This window comes from Martelella sp. AD-3 (assembly GCF_001578105.1).
Classification (GTDB): domain Bacteria; phylum Pseudomonadota; class Alphaproteobacteria; order Rhizobiales; family Rhizobiaceae; genus Martelella.
Map to the genome: position 1 here is coordinate 2,249,600 of NZ_CP014275.1, position 19,385 is coordinate 2,268,984.

Here is a 19,385-nt window from a genome sequence, read left to right on the forward strand (position 1 = left end):
TCAGGAACGCCGCCGCGCGCCTGTCCGCCGAATTGTATCGGCGTGAACGGAGAGCTTGCAACAAGAAACTTGTTAGTATAACAAGCAAGATATTCAACCGAGGAATTTCAACATGCAGGCGATCATTGTGAAAGAGTTCGGCGCAGCCGATCAATTGTGTCTTGCAAGCGTACCCGCGCCTTCAGCGAACGAGGGCGAGATCGTTATCGATGTCGAGGCAGCCGGCGTAGGGCTCTTGGACGTCCTGCAGCGCAGGGGCCTTTTCGGCGGCACTCTGCCCGGTTTCGTTCCGGGCGTGGAGGTCGCGGGCACGGTTGCCCGCGTTGGCGCGGGGGTTGACGCCGCGCTCGTCGGAAAACGCGTCTTCGCCCTGGGTCAAGGCGGTTATGCCCAGCAATTTGTTGCCCGGTCCAGCAGGATGGTCGTGCTGCCTGAAAACGTTTCTCCCGCGGCGGCCGTTTCCCTCGGAACGAGTGCATTGGTGGCGCGCTTCAGCATCAGGCGAGCGAGACTTCAGGCCGGCGAAAGCGTCCTGGTCCGGGGGGCCAGCGGCGGCATCGGTTCCATGACGGTCCAGATGGCCGTGAATTCAGGAGCGGTTGTCACCGCCCTGACGAACGCCGCCGCCGCCGATCGTGTCGGAGCCCTCGGGGCCGAGCATGTCATACGGCGGGGCGACGGCGCCAGGCCCGACGGTCCCTTTGACGTCATCATCGACCCCGTAGCCGGCGACGATGGACCCGATATGGTCGCAGCCCTGAAGCCGAACGGACGTTACCTTGTGAACGGCGCGGCTGCCGGCTTTCCGCCCTCCGGCATTGATCGCGTCATGCTGCAGAACTTTTCAAATTCGCTCACCTATTCGCTGTTCAGCCTTGATTCGGTGCGCGACGACGAATTGGTCTCCGCGGCAGACGATATTTTTTCCGAGGCCGCAGGCGGAGCGCTTCGCTCGCTGATCGCTCAGATACTTCCCCTCCATCAGGCACCACAGGCGCATGAGATGCTGGAGTCAGGAGGCATTTTTGGCAAGATCGTGCTACAGCCGTAGAAAGTGCTCAAACACGCGGCAGTGAGGTCCAGCCATGAAAGAAGGTCGTGTTCGGCAAACACAGGAAGAGCGTCGGGACGAGTCGGAACAACGCATGCTTGCCGCCGGCTTGCGCCTTGTCGCCGAGCACGGCCCCGAGAAGCTGACATTAACCGAAGTTGGCAAGAGCGCCGGCTATAGCCGGGGATTGCCTGCCCATCACTTCGGCTCGCGGGAACAGTATCTCAAGGCGCTGGCATCGCACGTGGCGATCGAGTTTGATCAGACGCTTGCCTCGGCAGGCTTCGTTTCGGGGCTCGATGCGGTTCTCAAGATTACGCGAGCGGTGCTGACACAGCTCCATGCGCATCCCTCGCGGGGGCTTGCGACCCATGTCGTCCTGGCAGACGCCCGAAGAGACCAGGCCTTGTCCGAGGACATAGCGGGCTTGCGCGACAAAACCCTCGCTCTCCTGGCAAGCCACATAAGGGAGGGCATTCGATCAGCCGAGATTCGAAGCAACGTCAGTCCTGAAATCGCCAGTCTGCTCATCGCTGCCGGAATTTGCGGACTCATTGACAGCTGGCTGGCCGATCCTGGTTTCAGCATCGCGACGGCCGGCGACCAATTGATCGACATGATCGAACACGCACTCTCTGCCGAAACCGCCACTTCTCGCAGTACGGGAGTTGAATCGAAAGTCGGATGACGAAGCATTCCTTTGTTTCCCGTGCCGGCAGCAGCCGGGAAGCGCGCAGCGACGGGCCTTTTACCCCTCCCCCTTGCATTCCGCCCGAAAATCCGTATAAGCCGCTCATCCAAAGGTCCGGTCTTCAGGCTGGTGGCTGAACGGAGGGCTGTTTTCGCCGTGGCGAGAACGCTTGGCGCGTAAAAGACGCCTGCCTCCCGTGTCGCCGCTCTCGACCGTCTCGTCTAACGCTTTTCTTGCCGGGGTTTCCCCTCAGGAGCAGTCGTTGAGGCTTAGCCGCCGAAGTCCGGGTCCTGGAAACGCAAGAAAGGCAAATATCAATGGCACTTTACGAACACGTGTTCCTGGCCCGCCAGGACATCACGGCGCAGCAGGTTGACGGCATCGTCGAGCAGTACAAGGGACTGATCGAAGAGCATGGCGGCAAGGTTGGCCGTATCGAGAACTGGGGCCTGAAGTCCCTCACATACCGCATCCGCAAGAACCGCAAGGCGCATTACGCGCTGATGGACATCGATGCGCCGGCTGCCGCGATCCACGAGATGGAACGCCAGATGCGCATCAACGAGGACATCCTGCGCTACATGACCGTCAAGGTCGAAGCGCATGAGGAAGGGCCCTCGGCGATGATGCAGAAGCGCGACCGCGACGACCGTCCGCGCCGCGACGGCGGCCGTGACAACCGCGATCGTGGCGACCGCGGTGATCGTGGCGACCGCGGCGATCGCCGTCCGCGCAGCTGATTGCGAGATTTAAGGAGTTTTTATCATGGTAGCTATCGCCTCCATCCCGACGCGTCGTCCGTTCAACCGTCGTCGCAAGACCTGCCCCTTCTCCGGCGCCAACGCCCCGAAGATCGATTACAAGGACGTTCGTCTTCTGCAGCGCTACATTTCCGAGCGCGGCAAGATCGTTCCCTCCCGCATCACGGCCGTCAGCCAGAAGAAGCAGCGTGAACTCGCCCGCGCCATCAAGCGCGCCCGCTTCCTCGGCCTGCTGCCCTACGTCGTATCGTAAGGTTTTTGGCGGGCGGGGCCGGTGCAAGCGCCCCTCGCCCGCTTCCCTTTCTGCCGTCATCTTCGGGCTTGACCCGAGCATGATGGAAGTGGAGAGCAATGTGAATATCGAGGGGGTTCACCCCCCTCTGTCGCTTTCGCGACATCTCCCCCTCAAGGGGGGAGATTGAACGGAGGGCGGCGAGACTGGAGGGCAACCTCCGAAACGGCTCCGGCGCGGTGGGCGCGCAGCAGCCGGAAAATTGAACCCAGGTTGGGAAACATGATTTCCCTAACTGCTCGAAGGGCAGGACAGCGGATGAAAACACTCAATGCAAAGACAGTGCTGATCGGCGCGCTTGCCGGCGTTGCGGGCTTCATGCTCGCTTATGCCGCGAGTTTCAACGCGCTGTTTTCAACGCTGCTTTCCGCCGCCTCCGCCCTTCCGATCCTGATTGCCGGCCTCGGCTGGGGCAATGCCGCCGCCATCGCGGCGATCATCGTCGCAGGCGGCCTCGGCGCGACCATGGTCTCGCCCTTCTTTGCGCTCTACACGCTCGCCATCACCCTGGTGCCCGCCGGCTGGCTCAGCCATCTCGGCAATCTGGCGCGCCCGGCCAGCGAGATCGGCGGCCCTGAGGGGCTGACGGCCTGGTACCCGCTCTCCGATATCCTCATGCATCTTTGCGCCGTCATCACGCTGGCGCTGATCGTTCTCGGCTTTGCCGCCGGATACGGACCCGATGCGACGGGCGAACTGATCGACGCCTTCATGCAGGCGCTGGCGATGCAGAACCCGGACCTTGCCGCCGACGCGGCGCTGGTGGCGCAGTTCAAGTCGATGTTCGTGGTCATGCTGCCGATCGTCCAGGGCGCGACCTCGGTCATCCTTCTGTTCGTCGCCTATCATTTCGCGGCGCGGATCGCGATAGCGTCAGGGCTGACGAGCCGTCCGCGCGAGGATGTGGCGAAATCACTGCGCATGCACCGCAATGCGATCTTCGTGTTTCTCGCGGCTCTGGTCGCGACCTTCTTCGGCGGAACGATCGGCCTTATCGGCGCGGCCTGCCTCGGCGCGTTTGGCGGCGGTTTTCTGCTCGCCGGCCTTGCCCGCATGCATCTTGCCGCGCGCGGCCAGAGCTGGGGCGTGCCGGTCATCATACTCTCCTATCTTTCGCTGATTTTCACCTTCCCGGCCCTGATCTTCGTGGTGATGGGCCTTCTTGACACACGGCGGGCCATTGCTCTCTCGCCGGGAGCCACCCCGCCGGATCCAGACGACGACAATGAAAGGAAAAACCCATGGAAGTAATCCTGCTTGAACGCATCGCCAAGCTTGGCCAGATGGGCGAAACCGTGAAGGTTCGCGATGGCTATGCCCGTAACTACCTGCTGCCGACCGGCCGCGCGCTGCGCGCCAATGCCGCCAACAAGGCCCGTTTCGAAGCCGAGCGCGCGGTGCTGGAAGCCCGCAACCTCGAGCGCCGCAACGAAGCCCAGAAGGTTGCCGACACGCTGGACGGCAAGTCCTTCATCGTTGTCCGCTCCGCCGGCGAAACCGGCCAGCTCTACGGTTCGGTCGCAACCCGCGACATCGTCGAGATCCTCGGCGAGGAAGGCTACAAGATCTCCCGCAACCAGGTGGTTCTCAACCACCCGATCAAGACGGTCGGTCTGCACAAGGTCGAAGTCCAGCTTCACGCGGAAGTCTATGTCACGGTCGAGCTGAACGTCGCCCGCACCGCCGAGGAAGCCGAGCGGCAGCTCAAGGGTGAAGACCTCACCTCCGCCGACGCCATCTACGGCGTCGACGAGGACGCGCTGCGTCCGGAAGACTTCTTCAACCCCGATGCCGACTACGACCTCGACGAGGACGAAGCCGAAGAAGCCGAGGCCTCTGGCGAGGAAGAAGGCGACGAGGAAGACAAGAACGCCTGATCGGCGGCTTGAAGCTTCGGATATCAAGGGCCCGGCCTTCCGCAAAGGAGGCCGGGCTTTTCTGTGGTATCATGTGCTTTCACGTATCCGAATCATGTCAAGGCCGACGGCCTGTTTTCGCCGCGCCCGCTTTCGCCTGGCCCTGCGCCCTGTGGATTGCGGGCAAGACTGGAGAATGTGATCGCGATGACAGTGAGCGGATGCGGTTGATCCGCTAGTGATAGTTTGCCAAGCCAGTCCCAGGACACCGAGAAAAGACCGATCATGAATGACATCGCGCCTTCCCTTTCCTTCCAGACGCCCGGCGCGCAGCAGACGCGTGAGGCGCCGAACAATCTGGAAGTCGAGCAGGCCCTGCTCGGCGCGATTCTCGTCAACAACAGCGCCTTCTACCGCGTGTCGGACTTCCTGAAGCCGGAGCATTTCTACGAGCCGCTGCACCGCAGGATCTACGAGCTTGCCGGCGATACGATCCGCATGGACAAGATCGCCAACACGATCACACTCAAGACCCATCTGCCCTCCGACGTGAAGGTCGGCGACCTGACGGTGGCGCAATATCTCGCGCGGCTTGCCGCCGAGGCCGTCACCATCATCAATGCGGAGGACTATGGCCGCACCATCTACGACCTGGCGCTGCGGCGGCAGCTGATCGAAATCGGCGAGGATATCGTCAACACCGCCTATGATGCGCCGATCGACCTGCCGCCGTCCGAGCAGATCGAGGACACCGAGCGCAAGCTGTTCGCGCTGGCCGAGACCGGTCGCTATGAGGGCGGCTTCCAGTCCTTCGAGAACGCCGTGACGATCGCCATCGACATGGCGAGCAAGGCGTTTGAAAGCGATGGCCATCTCTCCGGCATCTCCACCGGCCTCAACACGCTCGATGCCAAGATGGGCGGACTGCAGCGCTCGGACCTGATCATCCTCGCCGGACGTCCGGGCATGGGCAAGACCTCGCTCGCCACCAATATCGCCTGGAACGTCGCCTCCGCCTATGAGCCGGAAGTCCTGCCCGACGGCACGGTCGAGGCGAAACAGGGCGGCGTCGTCGCCTTCTACTCGCTGGAAATGTCCGGCGAACAGCTCGCCACCCGTATCATCTCCGAGCAGACGGAAGTCTCGTCTTCGAAAATCCGGCGCGGCGACATCACCGAGGCCGATTTCGACAAGCTGGTGGCCTGTTCGCAGACCATGCAGAAGGTTCCGCTCTATATCGACCAGACCGGCGGCATCTCGATCGCCCAGCTTTCCGCCCGCGCCCGCCGCCTCAAGCGCCAGCGCGGCCTTGATCTGCTCGTTGTCGACTATGTGCAGCTGATGACGGGTTCGAAGAAATCCGGCGAGAACCGCGTGCAGGAGGTGACCGAGATCACCACCGGGCTGAAGGCGCTCGCCAAGGAACTGAACGTGCCGATCATCGCCCTTTCCCAGCTTTCCCGCCAGGTGGAAAACCGCGACGACAAGCGGCCGCAGCTTTCCGACCTTCGCGAATCGGGCTCGATCGAGCAGGACGCGGACGTGGTGCTGTTCGTCTACCGCGAGGAGTATTACGTCCAGAACCTCGAGCCGCGCGACCCTGACGATCCGGCCTATGACGAGTGGAAGATGAAATACGAGAAGGTGCGCGGAACCGCCGACGTCATCATCGCCAAGCAGCGTCACGGCCCGACGGGCACGGCAAACCTCGCCTTCCAGGCCGCCTATACCCGCTTTGCGGATCTTGCCGACCCGTCCTATTCGAGTTTCGACGATTAGGCATGGGCGAAATGGCGTGAACGCGCTATGATTGCCGAGATTCTGCAATAAACGGCGATTTCATGTCTGATTTTTCGAATGATCTCAACGATGAACCGCTGCAGGAAGGGGAAATCCCCTTCTCGGCGGCTCCCGCCCGGCTGACCGTCGATCTCGGCGCCATTGTCAGCAACTGGAAGACCATGCGAACGCTCTCCGGCAGCGCCCGGACGGCGGCCGTGGTCAAGGCCGACGGCTACGGTCTCGGGATCGAGGATGTCGGCGAAGCGCTTTACGGCGCGGGCGCTGCCGATTTTTTCGTCGCTGTGCCGGATGAGGGCGCGACGCTCAGGCGATTTGCGCCCGATGCCCGCATCTTCGTCCTCTCCGGCATGTGGCCCGGTACGGAAGAGCTCTTTTTCGAACATGATCTCGTGCCGGTATTGGCGAGCACCGAACAGCTCTCCTTTTTCTTCGCGGCGGTCGCGGAATATGGCGATTACCCCTGCGCGCTCCAGGTCGATACCGGCTTCAACCGGCTCGGTTTGACGGTGGAGGAAGCGCTGGCGCTTGCCGGCGATGTCTCGCGGCCGGCGAGCTTCGAACCCGTTCTCATCCTCTCCCATCTTGCCTGCGCGGACGATCCCGCCTCGCCGATGAACAAAAAGCAGCTCGAATGGTTCCGCATCGCGGCCTCCGCCTTCGAGGGCGTCGAGGCCAGCCTGTCGGCCTCCGCCGGCATTTTTCTCGGTCCGGACTATCATTTCGATCTCACCCGTCCCGGGATCGCGCTCTACGGCGGCGATTCGCAGCCGGGCACCGCGCGGAAGCTCAGGCCCGCGGCACGGGCGGAGGCCAGGATCGTCCAGATCCGCAATGCCCGCGCAGGCGAAACCGTGAGCTACGGCGCGACCTGCAGGCTTTCCCGCGACAGCCGGCTCGCCATTGCCGCGGCCGGCTATGCCGATGGCTATCATCGGTCGCTTTCGGGTTCCGGCGCGCCGCTGCGCGATGCCGTCAGTCCCGGCGGCTTCGGGTTTGTTGCGGGACACAAGGTGCCGATTGCCGGGCGGATAACCATGGACATGACCATATACGACGTGACCGATGTGCCGGAGGAGGCAATCCGCGTGGGCGACTATATCGAGCTGATCGGCCCCAACCTGCCGCTGGACGAGGCGGCGACGGCCTCGGGAACGATCGGCTACGAACTGCTGACCGCCCTTGGCTTGCGCTACCGTCGCCGCTATACCCAGCCGGACTGACGCTTTTTCCGACAAAGAAGAGACCTTGGCCAAACAGAAGACCCAGTTCATCTGCCAGAATTGCGGCAGCATCCATGCCCGCTGGGCCGGGCGATGCGACGCCTGCGGCGCCTGGAACACGATCGTCGAGGAAAATCCCTCGGCCGGCATCGGCGGCGGCCCGGCCCGCGCGCCGAAGAAGGGCCGCCCGGTGGCCCTCGTCAAGCTCGACGGAGAAAGCGAGGAGGCCCCGCGCATCGCGAGCAAGATGGCCGAGTTGGACAGGGTGACCGGCGGCGGCTTCGTGCGCGGCTCGGCGGTTCTCGTCGGCGGCGATCCCGGCATCGGCAAGTCAACGATCCTGATGCAGGCGGCGGCGGCGCTGGCCCGCCAGAACCAGCGGGTGATCTATGTCTCGGGCGAGGAGGCTATCGCCCAGGTCAGGCTTCGCGCCCGCCGCCTTGGCGCGGCGGATACCGAGGTGCTTCTCGCCGCCGAAACCAATGTCGAGGACATTCTGGCGACGCTTGCGGAAGGGCCGCGGCCGGACCTCGTCATCGTCGATTCGATCCAGACGCTCTGGTCGGATCAGGCGGAAGCCGCGCCCGGCACGGTAACCCAGGTGCGCACCGGCGTGCAGGCGATGATCCGCTTTGCCAAACAGACGGGCACGGCAATGGTGCTTGTCGGCCATGTGACCAAGGAGGGACAGATCGCGGGGCCCCGCGTGGTCGAGCATATGGTCGACGCGGTGCTCTATTTCGAGGGCGAGCGCGGCCATCACTACCGGATCCTGAGAACGGTGAAAAACCGTTTCGGACCGACCGACGAAATCGGCGTGTTCGAGATGGGCGACACGGGCCTGCGCGAAGTGGCCAATCCCTCCGAACTGTTCCTGGGCGAACGCAATGACAAGGCGCCGGGCGCAGCCGTTTTTGCCGGCATGGAGGGCACGCGGCCGGTTCTGGTCGAGGTGCAGGCGCTAGTGGCTCCGACCTCGCTCGGCACACCGCGCCGCGCCGTCGTCGGCTGGGATTCGGCCAGGCTCTCGATGATCCTGGCCGTGCTCGAGGCCCATTGCGGCGTCCGGCTCGGCAATCACGACGTCTATCTCAACATTGCCGGCGGCTACCGCGTCACCGAGCCCGCGGCAGACCTTGCGGTTGCAGCGGCGCTCATTTCCTCGCTCGCCGGACTTGCTCTCCCGCCCGATTGTGTCTATTTCGGCGAGGTCAGTCTTTCGGGAGCGATACGACCGGTGACCCATGCCGCGCAACGGCTGAAGGAAGCCTCAAAGCTTGGTTTCTCGCGCGCCGTTCTGCCTTCGGGTTCGGCGGAAATTGCGCCGGGCAGCGCAAACGGGCTAAAAGGGCTCGAAGCCTTGCCGGAACTTGTGGCCGATATCGCGGGCATGAAGCCGGAGACCGCAGCGGACGACAGCGATTGAGGCGCCGGCGGGCGCAACGGCCATGCGTGTGCGGGCCACGACAAGCGGAGCAATGAATGCCAGTAACCCTGTTCGATCTGATCGTCCTCGGCGTTGTCCTGTTCTCGGCCCTTCTTGCCATGGTGCGCGGCTTTTCCCGCGAAATTCTCTCGCTTCTCGCCTGGGGGCTTTCGGCGGCGATCGCCTATGTCGGCTACCCCTTCCTCGCGCCGACATTCGAGGGATTTCTGGACGATCCGCGCATGTCCATGGCCGGCGCCTTCGCGGTCATCTTTCTGATCGCGCTTGTGCTTCTTTCGCTGGTGACCACGCGATTTGCGGACTATATTATCGACAGCCGCGCCGGCGTGCTGGACCGTTCGCTCGGTTTCGTCTTCGGCCTTGTGCGCGGCGTGCTCATTCTGGCGGTTGCCGTCGCGTTCTGGAACTGGCTGGTCGGCGATGCCCAGAGCCCCGACTGGATCCGCAACGCCAAGTCGAAACCCGCGCTCGACATGCTTGCCGCCAAGCTGGAGTCCTATCTGCCCGGCGGCGGGGAGTTGGAGAGTTCGCTTGACCGCGACCAAAGGCGGCTACTGGCAATGATTGACGGTAACGTCATTTTGAAGTTCCGGCCGGATGCCCGGCCTATCTGATATCTCTAGTACTGTCTGGATGAACCTGCTTTCGCACGCGCCCTGCCCCAGCCATTTCCGGATCACGCGATGACCACCAGTTTCGACGACCATGACGATTTCAGCCTTGACGACGATACGCTGCACGAGGAATGCGGCGTCTTCGGCATCCTGGGCCATCCCGATGCGGCGGCGCTGACCGCGCTCGGCCTGCACGCGCTGCAGCATCGCGGCCAGGAAGCGGCCGGCATCGTCTCCTATGACGGCCAGCAGTTCCGCTCCGAGCGCCATCTCGGCCTTGTCGGCGACCACTACACCGATCCGGCCATGCTGGAAAGCCTGAAGGGCTCGATGGCCATGGGCCACGTGCGCTACTCCACGACCGGAGGCACGGTGCTGCGCAACGTCCAGCCGTTGTTCGCCGAACTCGGTGTCGGCGGCATCGCCATTGCCCATAACGGCAACTTCACCAACGGCCTGTTCATGCGCCGCAAGCTGATCTCCGACGGGGCGATCTGTCAGTCGACCTCGGATACCGAGGTCGTGCTGCACCTGATCGCCCGTTCGCGCGCCAAGACATCGTCAGACCGCTTCATCGACGCCATCGGCCAGATGGAAGGCGGCTATTCGATGATCGCGATGACCCGCACCAAGCTGATCGCCGCGCGCGACCCGACGGGCATCCGCCCGCTGGTGATGGGCGAATTGAACGGCAAGCCGATCTTCTGTTCGGAAACCTGCGCGCTCGACATTATCGGCGCCAAGTTCATCCGCGACGTCGAAAACGGCGAGGTTGTCATCTGCGAGCTGCAGCCCGACGGGACGGTCTCGATCGACAGCCGCAAACCCGCGCTGAAACAGCCCGAACGGCTCTGCCTGTTCGAATATGTCTATTTCGCCCGTCCCGATTCCATCGTCGGCGGTCGCAATGTCTATCAGACCCGCAAGAACATGGGCGTCAATCTCGCCCGCGAGGCGCCCGTCGAAGGCGACGTGGTCGTGCCCGTTCCCGATGGCGGCACGCCGGCGGCGATCGGCTATGCGCAGGAGAGCGGCATTCCCTTCGAGCTCGGCATCATCCGCAACCATTATGTGGGCCGCACCTTCATCGAGCCGACGCAGCAGATCCGCGCCTTCGGCGTGAAGCTGAAGCATTCGGCCAACAAGGCGGTGATTGCCGGCGCGCGCGTGGTGCTGATCGACGATTCGATCGTGCGCGGCACGACGTCGGTGAAGATCGTGCAGATGCTGCGGGAGGCCGGGGCGAAAGAGGTGCATATCCGCGTTGCCAGCCCGATGATCTATCATTCCGACTTCTACGGCATCGACACGCCCGACCGCGACAAGCTGCTTGCCAACAACCACAAGACGCTTGCCGACATGTGCAAGTTCATCGGCGCGGATTCGCTGCAGTTTCTCTCGATCGACGGGCTGTACATGGCCGTCGGCGGCGAAAAGCGTAACAATGCCCTGCCGCAGTTCACCGACCACCAGTTCACCGGGGACTATCCGACCCGCCTGCTCGACAAGGAGCATGAGGGCGAGTTTTCCAAGATCGAGCTTCTGGCCGGAAACGGCTGAAGCCTGAACACGTCCGGAGAAGACATCATGAGCAAGTCACTCGAAGGCCGTCTGGCCGTCGTTACCGGCGCCTCGCGCGGCATCGGCTATTTCACCGCGCTGGCCCTGGCGAAAGAAGGCGCGCATGTGATCGCCTGCGCGCGCACCGTCGGCGGGCTCGAGGAGCTGGACGACGCGATCAAGGCCGACGGCAACGGCTCGGCAACGCTGGTGCCGATGGACCTTGCCGATATGGGCGCGATCGACCGGCTCGGCGGCTCGATCTTCACCCGCTGGGGCAAGCTCGACATCATGGTCGCCAATGCTGCCGTCCTCGGCGTCGTCTCGCCGCTCGCGCATCTGGAAGCCAAGGTGTTCGAGCAGGTGATGACCGTGAACGTGACGGCGACCTGGCGGCTGATCCGTTCGCTCGAGCCGCTCCTGCTGCAGTCCGATGCCGGGCGCGCGGTGCTGATTTCTTCCGGCGTTGCCCATACCTGCCGCCCCTTCTGGGGCGCCTATGCCGCCTCCAAGGCCGCCGTCGAGGCTCTGGGGCGCACCTGGGCTGCCGAAACCGCGCACACCCCGATCAGGGTCACGAATTTCGATCCCGGCCGCACCCGCACCGCCATGCGCGCGCAGGCAGCCCCCGGCGAAGACCCGATGACACTGCCGCATCCAAGCGAAGTGGCGGAAAAGATCGTGCCGCTGGTCAGCCCCGATTTTCAGGAGAGCGGCAGGCTTTTTGTTTCGCGGGAAGACCGGTTGAAAGACTACCGCCTGCCGGAATAGGCACGGCACGGAGGAACATCATGGCGCAATGGCTGAACGAACCGGCCGAATGGTCCGGGGAAAACGGAACGCTGGAACTGGTGACCGACAAGGCTACCGATTTCTGGCGCAAGACCTTCTATGGCTTTACCCGCGACAGCGGCCATGCCTTTCTGGAGCCGGTCGCCGGCGACTTCTCCGCCAGCGCCACGGTGACGGCCGATTACGAGACGCTTTACGATCAGGCCGGCCTGATCCTCAGGATCGACGAGACCCACTGGATCAAGGCGGGTATCGAGTTCACCGACGGGCTGATGCACTTCTCCACCGTGGTGACCCGCGATGTCTCGGACTGGTCCGTCATTCCGCTGCCTGACGCAGACCCGCAGACGCCCGTCTCCGTCCGCATAACCCGCCATGATGATGCCGTGCGCGTTCAGTTTCATCTCGGCGACGGGCACTGGCAGATGGCGCGGCTCTGCCCCTTCCCTTCATCCGACGCGTTCGTCGGCATGACCGCCTGCACGCCGGAACGGGCGGGGCTGAAGGTCCGCTTCTCCGGCTTTTCGGTCGGCGCTCCCATCCCGCGCGACTTGCACTGAGCGGTAGTCAGGCCCGGCGCATGCGCCACATCAGACCGGCGCAGACCACCAGACACACGCCGCCGCACAGGCTGACCGCCCCGAACCCGATGCCCGCGTAGAGAGCGCTCATCAAGAGCGGCCCGAAGAACACCGCGATATAGGTGGCGGTGGTGTTGAGGCCGATCAGCGTTCCGCGGGCTTCAGGCTTGCGTTGGGCTAGAAGCAGGACGGTCAGGTTCAGCCCGAAATGGTTGAAGATGCCGAGCAGGAATGTCGCCGCCAGCGATGACCAATAGGCTTCGGTGGCCGGATAGAGCAGCAGATAGAGAAGCGCCGAACCGCAAAGCAGGAACGGAAACAGCCTTGCCGGACCCGCCCGGTCCACGTGGCGGGCCGCCGCGCCGCCGACGGCGAACCCGATCCCGTAGGCCATGACGGCGAGGCTTGCCGCCGCGGCGCCAATGCCGAGCGTTTCCCGCATTCTCAGACCGAGCAGCGCATAGGTGCCGTAGAACACGGTCATGAACAAGAGGCCGGTCAAAAGCATGCTGATGACGCCGGAAACGCCGATCACGGCGCGGCGGCTGAAGACCGCGCCGGCGGATTGCGGGCGGCGGGCATCGGCCGTCAGCGCGAAAACGACGCTCGCCAGAAGGGCAAGCGCAGCGAGCGCGCCATAGGCCAGCCGCCAGTCCAGCACCTCGCTCAGCATGGCCGAAAGCGGCACGCCGACAATCAGCGACAGCGACCATCCGGACAGGACGATGCCGAAGGTGCGCGCGCCCGCGCCCTCCGGCGCCGCGCTTACCGCCTGCGAATAAACCGCAGGCAACAACACGCCGGTGGCAATGCCGGCCAACGCCTGAAAGAAGGCCAGCGCCTGCCAGGCCGGGCTTGCGGCGGATCCGGCAAAGCCAAGCGCAAGCACCAGCGCGGCGGCGGCCAGCACCACCCGCATGGCGTGGCGGTCGATCAGGCGGGAGAGAAAAAAGGCCGAAAAGGCGGCCGCCGCCCCGAAGGCCGAAATCGCCCGCGTCACCGCGACCGGCTCCGCATCGAGCGTCCGCGCCACGTCGCCGAGGATAGGCCCGAGAATGAAGGAGTTCGCGCCGATCAGGAACACGCCGACGACCAGCGCTGCCAGCCGCAGGCGTTGAAGAAGGATAGAATGCACGGGAAAGCCTATGCGCGGTGATTCACTTCAATCCATTATCCGTGATCACCGGCGACAATCAACCGCGGCCCTCACGCCTGTTGCTTCGCGATCCAGTCGTGATCCGGATGGTTTCTGAAGCGCCATTTGCGCATCGGTCCGGCCATGACATTCAGATAGTACATCTCGTAGCCATGCGGCGCGCCGCAGGGGTGATGGCCCTTCGGCACCAGAACCACCTCGCCGTCATGCACGGCCATGGTCTCGTCCAGTTCGCCGTCATCGGTGAAGACCCGCTGGAAGCCGAAGCCCTGCGCCGGGTTCAGTCGGTGGTAATAGGTCTCCTCCAGATAGGTCATATCCGGAAAATTGTCCTCGTCGTGCCGGTGCGGCGGATAGGAGGACCAGTTGCCTGCCGGCGTGAAAACCTCCGTCACCAGCAGGCTGTCGGCGATATCGCGGTCTTCCATGGCGATCGGGTGGATATAGCGGGTGTTGGACCCCTTGCCGCGCTCTTCCAGGCCGATATTATCGATCACCTGCGCCTTGTGGCCACCCTTGCCGGGGGCCGAGCAGACGGCGAGCGTGCAGTCCGTTTCAGCCCGCGCCGCCCAATCGGCATGGTCCGGCACATAGACGGCGGCCGGCTTCTCACGCTCGAACACGTTCATGCGCTTGCCGAGCGTGCCGAAGTCCTGCCCGGCCCCGGAGATCGCCGCCCTGCCCTCGACCAGAACGAGAATGACCTCGCGGTCCCCCGTCTTTTCCGAAACGCTCTCGCCCGCGGCGAGGCGATAGAGGCCGAAGCCGACATAACCCCAGCCGGCGCTTTCGGGCGTGATGTCGTGGACCTTGCCATGGGTTCCGTTCGGCTTGACCAGCAATCGGCTCATATCGTCAACTCCTCGTGTTCTCGTTATTTCAGTCCGGCTTCCGCGGCTGCCGCCTTCAGCGCCTTCAGCCCCATGCTCTGGTATGTGAAAGGATTGCGCACGGCGGGATCCTGTTCGGCCTCGATCACGATCCAGCCGGAATAGCCATGTTCAGCGGCGATCTTCAGCACGGGCGTGAAGTCAACGATCCCCTCCTCGTCTCCGGGCACGGTAAAGACGCCGCGCCGCACGCCCTCGAGAAAGCTCAGCCCCTCGTCGCGGACCTGCCGCATCACGGCGCCGCGCACATTCTTGGCATGGATATGACGCACGCGGTCCATATGGCGGCGCGCCAGCGCTTGAGGGTCGCCGCCGCCGAAGGTCGCGTGGCCGGTGTCGAGCAGAAGATGCACATCGGGGCCCGTCAACGCCATCAGCCGGTCGATCTCCGCCTCGCTCTGGACAATCGTGCCCATGTGGTGGTGATAGACGAGCGCGATGCCGTCCTCGGCGCAATAGGCCCCGATCGCATCGAGCTTTGCGGCAAAATCGTCCCAGGCAGCATCGTCCAGCACCGGACGTTCAGAGAGCGCAAGCGCGTCATTGCCGTGAATGGCATTGGACGTCTCGCAGACGATACAGACCTTTGAGCCCTGCGATTTCAGGAGGTCGAGATGCGGACGGATCGCAGCCTTCTCGTCTTCGACCGAATGCGTGAGCAGGTTCAGCGAATGCCATCCTGAGACGAATTTGAGGCCGTGGGCGGACAGCACGGCGGCAAGCGCCTCCGGCTCGGTCGGGAATTTATGCCCCTTCTCGATGCCGTCGAATCCGATTTCGGCGGCTTCGGAAAGGCAGGTCTCAAGCGAGATGTCGGCTCCGAGGCTCTGGTCGTCGTCATTCGACCAGGCGATCGGATTTGTTCCGTAGAGGATCATGGTTTCACCCTTTCAAAGGCAAAGGAAGGAACTCAGTCAAAGGACCGCTGGCGCGCGCGCTCTTCCAGATAGGCCCTGCGCGCCGTATTGACCTCGGCGCGTTCGGAGACCTCGGGCACGGCGACGTCCCACCAGTTTCCGCCGGCCTCCGTGGTGATCATCGGGTCGGTGTCGATGACGATCACATGGCTGCGGTCGCTGGATTTTGCGCGCTTCAGCGCCTCCTCCAGCGCCGCGATGCCATCGACCTTCTCGGCGATCGCGCCAAGGGCGGCGGCATGGGCGGCGAAATCGATATCGGACGGCACGACATGGCGCGCGGTGTCGATCAGATTGTTGAAGCTTTCGCCGCCGGTTGCCCGCTGCAGCCGGTTGATGCAGCCGAAGCCGCGATTGTCGAGCACCACGACGGTGATCTTCTGGCCGAGCATGACCGATGTGGCGAGTTCGGAATTCGCCATCAGATAGGAGCCGTCGCCGAGCATGACGATAACGTCGCGCTCCGGCAGCGCCATCTTGACGCCGAGGCCGCCGGCAATCTCGTATCCCATGCAGGAATAGCCGTAGTCGAGGTGGTAGCCATTGGGACGTTCGGCCTGCCATAGCTTGTGCAGTTCGCCCGGAAGCCCGCCGGAGGCGCACACCACGATCGCATCCTCGCCGCTCTGGCGCTGCACCGCGCCGATCACATGCCCGTCGCTCGGCAGCGCATTGCCGGAAGGCGCATCGGTCGCTGCCGCAACGGCAGCCATCCACGTCTCTTTCAGAGCGGGATCGACGGCCGGCGCCTGATGCTGCCCAAGTTTCCCGCTCAGCATTTCGAGCGCCACCCGGGCATCCGCGACAAGCGGCAGCGCATCATGCTTGTAGCTGTCGAAGGCCGTGACATTGATCGCCAGAATCCGCCGCGACGGGTTCTTGAATACCGACCAGGAACCGGTGGTGAAATCCTGGAACCGCGTGCCGAGACCGATCACGAGGTCCGCGTCGGCGGCAACCGCATTGGCGGCAGACGCGCCGGTGACGCCGATGGAACCGAGGTTCAGCGGATGGCTGGCGGGAAGCGAAGACTTGCCAGCCTGCGTTTCGGCAACGGGGATATTATGCTTTTCGGCAAAGCTCTTCAGCGCCTCCGTCGCGCCGGAATAGAGCACGCCGCCGCCCGCCACGATCAGCGGACGTTTGGCAGATTTGATGGCCGCGACCGCACGCTCCAGCGCATCCGCATCCGGCGCGGGACGGCGTTGATGCCAGGTTTTCTCCGCAAAGAAACGCTCCGGCCAGTCGAACGCCTCGGCCTGTACATCCTGGCAGAAGGAGAGCGTGACGGGGCCGCAGCGCTCCGGATCGGTCAGCGTCGAAAGCGCGCGCGGCAGCGCCGTCAGCAGCTGTTCGGGGCGCGTGATCCGGTCGAAATAGCGGCTGACGGGCCGGAAGCAGTCATTGGCGGAAACCGTCGCGTCATCGAAATCCTCGACTTGCTGCAGCACCGGGTCAGGCGCGCGGCTGGCAAAGACATCGCCGGGGATCAGCAGCACCGGCAGACGGTTCACATGGGCGAGCGCGCAGGCCGTCACCATATTGGTCGCGCCGGGGCCGATGGAAGTCGTCACCGCCATGGCCTGCCGGCGGTTCTTCGCCTTGGCATAGGCGATCGCGGCATGCGCCATGGTCTGCTCATTATGCCCTCGCCATGTCGGCAATACGTCGCGCACGCCGTAGAGCGCCTCGCCGAGCGCCGCGACATTGCCATGGCCGAAAATCGCCCAGCAGCCGGGAATGACAGGATCGCCGTCCTCGTTCTTCTGGGCAATCAGATAGCGCACCAGCGCCTGTGCGGCGGTCAAGCGGATCGTCTTCATCAAAACGCCTCATCTTTTTCGTGCTGTGTCGCCGCCAGCCGGGCCTCGTCCCAATAGCGGCAGAAACTGCGGTATTTTTCCGTCATTTCGGCAACGGCCTCGTCGTCGCTGATTGTGCCGGAGAGCCAGGCCCGCGCCGCATCGGCGAAGATCGAGCGGCCGACGGCAAACCCCTTGATCAGCGGGAAGCGTGCAGCCTCCGCAAAGCTTGCCGCCAGCTCCTCTTCCGGGGCATCGAGCCCCAGCACGACGATACCGCGCGTATGGCGGTCATGGCCCTCGATCGCCGCGCACACATTGGCCCATGCGGCCTCTGTTGTCAGCGGCTCCAGCTTCCACCAGTCGGGATAGATGCCGATCTCGTAAAGACGCTCGATCACCCGCGCGGCGCTCATTTCATCTGTCTCGCCATGCTTTGATGACACGATTTCCATCAGGAATTCCAGCCGGTTTCGGCGTGCGGCGGCAAAAAGGCGCGCAAGCGTCGCCTCCTGCTCCGCCTTCAGCGTCGCGTCGTCATCGGGGTGATAGAAGCAAAGGACCTTGACGACATGCTCGGCCGGCCATTCGGCCAGCCCGCCCATGTCCTCGCCGAGTTCCGGCTCGAGCGTGAGCGGGCGCGAGCCCGGCCATTCCGTGGGGCGGCCGATCCAGAGACTGGTCCCCGCCGCCCTGTACAGCGCCGAACGGCCGATCCGGCTGTCGCAGAGAATGCCATAGCCCGGCCTGCCGTCGGCCACGTCCAGCGCGGCCTTCAGGCAAAGCTCCTTGAAGGCGCCCAGCCTTTGGGCCGGAACGCCGCACTCCTCGGCCATGTCTTCAAGCTGGATCCGGTGGTCGAAGGCAAAAACCCGCATTTCCGGCCAGTCGCCGTGCCTGTTGGTGGACCAGTGCAACTGCTCCAGCGCCTTGTCCTTGCGCAGCGCCAGCGTGGTTGAGCCGTGCTCAAGGAAATATTCAAGCTCGGCCAGGCTCGGATAGGCCGGCGTGCAGCCGTGGCGCGACACGGCAAAGGCGCCGCAGGCATTGGCGATCGTCAGGCTTTCGGCCCAGTCCCGATCCGTCAGCCAGCCCTTCAATAGCCCGGCCATGAAACCGTCACCCGCGCCTAAAACGTTGAAAACCTCGATGCGGAAGCTCCGGCCCGCAACGCCGCCGTCGACATCGTCGGGGATATCGCCCTCGAAGGCCGAAGCGCCTTCCGCGCCGCGCTTCAGCACCAGCGTCGCGGCGCTCACCTTGCGCACATTCTTCAGCGCCTGGAGCGTATCCGTCGTGCCGCCGGCAATATGGAATTCCTCTTCCGTGCCGACGATGAGATCGAACAGATGCAGCGTCGACTGAAGTTTGGCGGTGACCTTTTCCGACGCGATGAAGCGGTTCTCGCCATCACCGTGACCCGACAGCCCCCAGAGGTTCGGCCGGTAGTCGATATCAAGCGCGGTGCGCGCGCCGTGCTTGCGGGCAAGACCGAGCGCCTTCAGCACCGCCGCCTCGGTCCTGGGGTTGGAAAGATGCGTGCCGGTGGCGACCAGCGAACGCGAGCGCGCAATCAGCGCCTCGTCGATATCGTCTTCGCACAGCGCCATGTCGGCGCAGTTCTCGCGATAGAAGATCAGCGGAAACTGCTCCTCGTCCCGAATGCCCAGGATCACCAGCGCCGACAGGCGTTCCGGGTCGGTGACGACGCCGGTCACATCGACGCCTTCCCGCTCGAGCTCCTCGCGGATGAAGCGGCCCATATGCTCGTCGCCGACGCGGGTTATAAGGCCGGATTTCAGCCCGAGACGCGCCGCGCCCGTCGCCATGTTGGTCGGCGAGCCGCCGAGATATTTCTCAAAGGACAGCATGTCCTCCAGCCGACCGCCGACCTGCGCGCCGTAAAGGTCGACCGAGGAACGGCCGATCGTGAGACAATCGAGTTCATGCAT

19 protein-coding genes are annotated in these 19,385 nt (G+C 63.9%); 13 read left to right on the plus strand and 6 right to left on the minus strand.

Annotated elements, in window-relative coordinates:
- Positions 1 to 112: 112 nt before the first annotated feature.
- The 6 genes from AZF01_RS10425 (at position 113) to rplI (ending at position 4,672) form a co-directional block, all read left to right on the plus strand.
- Complete coding sequence (locus tag AZF01_RS10425; RefSeq protein WP_024709530.1) at positions 113 to 1,051, plus strand: zinc-binding dehydrogenase; 939 nt, start codon at positions 113 to 115, stop codon at positions 1,049 to 1,051.
- A gap of 34 nt (positions 1,052 to 1,085) precedes the next feature.
- Positions 1,086 to 1,739, plus strand: coding sequence for a TetR/AcrR family transcriptional regulator (locus AZF01_RS10430; RefSeq protein ID WP_024709529.1), 654 nt, complete (start codon positions 1,086 to 1,088; stop codon positions 1,737 to 1,739).
- 320 nt (positions 1,740 to 2,059) lie between these two features.
- Positions 2,060 to 2,482, plus strand: a complete 423-nt coding sequence (gene rpsF, locus AZF01_RS10435) for a 30S ribosomal protein S6 (protein ID WP_024709528.1) — start codon at positions 2,060 to 2,062, stop codon at positions 2,480 to 2,482.
- A 25-nt stretch (positions 2,483 to 2,507) separates the two neighbouring features.
- On the plus strand, positions 2,508 to 2,756 hold the full coding sequence (gene rpsR / locus AZF01_RS10440) for a 30S ribosomal protein S18 (RefSeq protein ID WP_018062978.1): 249 nt from the start codon (positions 2,508 to 2,510) through the stop codon (positions 2,754 to 2,756).
- Between the two features lie 297 nt (positions 2,757 to 3,053).
- A complete protein-coding gene (locus AZF01_RS10445) occupies positions 3,054 to 4,046 on the plus strand; it encodes a hypothetical protein (RefSeq protein ID WP_024709527.1) in 993 nt (330 codons plus the stop codon).
- On the plus strand, positions 4,037 to 4,672 hold the full coding sequence (gene rplI, locus AZF01_RS10450) for a 50S ribosomal protein L9 (RefSeq protein WP_024709526.1): 636 nt from the start codon (positions 4,037 to 4,039) through the stop codon (positions 4,670 to 4,672). Before AZF01_RS10445 ends, rplI begins: the two co-directional genes overlap by 10 nt.
- A 92-nt stretch (positions 4,673 to 4,764) precedes the next feature.
- On the opposite strand, the gene AZF01_RS23980 is transcribed toward rplI, so the two are convergent.
- Positions 4,765 to 4,947, minus strand: coding sequence for a hypothetical protein (locus AZF01_RS23980; RefSeq protein ID WP_152534614.1), 183 nt, complete (start codon positions 4,945 to 4,947; stop codon positions 4,765 to 4,767).
- Between AZF01_RS23980 and AZF01_RS10455 the strand changes: the two genes are divergently transcribed.
- From AZF01_RS10455 to AZF01_RS10485, 7 genes are all read left to right on the plus strand, one after another.
- A complete protein-coding gene (locus AZF01_RS10455; RefSeq protein ID WP_024709525.1) occupies positions 4,937 to 6,430 on the plus strand; it encodes a replicative DNA helicase in 1,494 nt (497 codons plus the stop codon). The genes AZF01_RS23980 and AZF01_RS10455 overlap by 11 nt on opposite strands.
- A 62-nt stretch (positions 6,431 to 6,492) precedes the next feature.
- Positions 6,493 to 7,674, plus strand: a complete 1,182-nt coding sequence (gene alr, locus AZF01_RS10460; protein ID WP_024709524.1) for an alanine racemase — start codon at positions 6,493 to 6,495, stop codon at positions 7,672 to 7,674.
- A 25-nt stretch (positions 7,675 to 7,699) separates the two neighbouring features.
- Positions 7,700 to 9,100 carry a DNA repair protein RadA gene (gene radA, locus AZF01_RS10465; protein ID WP_024709523.1) on the plus strand — a complete coding sequence of 467 codons (1,401 nt, stop codon included), beginning with the start codon at positions 7,700 to 7,702 and terminating at the stop codon, positions 9,098 to 9,100.
- 56 nt (positions 9,101 to 9,156) lie between these two features.
- Positions 9,157 to 9,735, plus strand: coding sequence for a CvpA family protein (locus AZF01_RS10470; RefSeq protein ID WP_024709522.1), 579 nt, complete (start codon positions 9,157 to 9,159; stop codon positions 9,733 to 9,735).
- 69 nt (positions 9,736 to 9,804) lie between these two features.
- A complete protein-coding gene (gene purF, locus AZF01_RS10475; protein WP_024709521.1) occupies positions 9,805 to 11,295 on the plus strand; it encodes an amidophosphoribosyltransferase in 1,491 nt (496 codons plus the stop codon).
- Between the two features lie 27 nt (positions 11,296 to 11,322).
- The gene (locus tag AZF01_RS10480; protein ID WP_024709520.1) at positions 11,323 to 12,066 is read left to right on the plus strand and encodes an SDR family NAD(P)-dependent oxidoreductase; all 744 of its coding nucleotides are present in this window, start codon (positions 11,323 to 11,325) and stop codon (positions 12,064 to 12,066) included.
- Positions 12,067 to 12,086: 20 nt separating this feature from the next.
- On the plus strand, positions 12,087 to 12,647 hold the full coding sequence (locus AZF01_RS10485) for a DUF1349 domain-containing protein (protein ID WP_024709519.1): 561 nt from the start codon (positions 12,087 to 12,089) through the stop codon (positions 12,645 to 12,647).
- Positions 12,648 to 12,654: 7 nt separating this feature from the next.
- On the opposite strand, the gene AZF01_RS10490 is transcribed toward AZF01_RS10485, so the two are convergent.
- The 5 genes from AZF01_RS10490 to iolC all read right to left on the minus strand — a co-directional run bounded on the left by AZF01_RS10490 (position 12,655) and on the right by iolC (position 19,385).
- Positions 12,655 to 13,803, minus strand: coding sequence for an MFS transporter (locus AZF01_RS10490; protein WP_197489644.1), 1,149 nt, complete (start codon positions 13,801 to 13,803; stop codon positions 12,655 to 12,657).
- Between the two features lie 71 nt (positions 13,804 to 13,874).
- Complete coding sequence (gene iolB / locus AZF01_RS10495) at positions 13,875 to 14,675, minus strand: 5-deoxy-glucuronate isomerase (protein WP_024710216.1); 801 nt, start codon at positions 14,673 to 14,675, stop codon at positions 13,875 to 13,877.
- Positions 14,676 to 14,698: 23 nt separating this feature from the next.
- Positions 14,699 to 15,592: a myo-inosose-2 dehydratase gene (gene iolE, locus AZF01_RS10500; RefSeq protein WP_024710215.1), complete on the minus strand. Its 894-nt coding sequence runs from the start codon at positions 15,590 to 15,592 to the stop codon at positions 14,699 to 14,701.
- A 32-nt stretch (positions 15,593 to 15,624) separates the two neighbouring features.
- Entirely contained in the window at positions 15,625 to 17,454 is a 1,830-nt protein-coding gene (gene iolD / locus AZF01_RS10505; RefSeq protein WP_024710214.1) for a 3D-(3,5/4)-trihydroxycyclohexane-1,2-dione acylhydrolase (decyclizing), read from the minus strand.
- The gene (gene iolC, locus AZF01_RS10510) at positions 17,454 to 19,385 is read right to left on the minus strand and encodes a 5-dehydro-2-deoxygluconokinase (protein ID WP_024710213.1); all 1,932 of its coding nucleotides are present in this window, start codon (positions 19,383 to 19,385) and stop codon (positions 17,454 to 17,456) included. The genes iolD and iolC overlap by 1 nt, the downstream gene beginning before the upstream one ends.